Genomic DNA, 234 nt, shown 5'->3' on the forward strand with positions numbered 1-234 from the left:
GTTTTCGGCAAAGTTGAGTCGTGCCTCGGGGAAGAATTTTGCGTCACGCATATGGCCTTTATCGACAAGGGCTGGTTTGCCACACTCGCCGATAACCTCGCAGAAATCCCACACAAGCTGCCAGAAGCCGCCGCGATCCTCGACCGACCAGCGATGCAGCGCGGCATAATCCGGCAGGCTCAAGCCCGTGCGCTGTTCTGCGCGAATACGGAATTGCTCCAGATTGCTGGCGGC

At 58.5% G+C, this 234-nt stretch carries 1 protein-coding gene; it reads right to left on the minus strand.

What is annotated here, in order from left to right; all coding sequences use genetic code 11:
* On the minus strand, positions 1-234 hold a 234-nt coding region (locus tag SB719_RS22720; protein ID WP_412160118.1), incomplete at both ends, for an acetyl-coenzyme A synthetase N-terminal domain-containing protein.

Source organism: Pantoea sp. SIMBA_079, assembly GCF_046940275.1.
Taxonomy (GTDB): Bacteria; Pseudomonadota; Gammaproteobacteria; order Enterobacterales; family Enterobacteriaceae; genus Pantoea; species Pantoea borealis.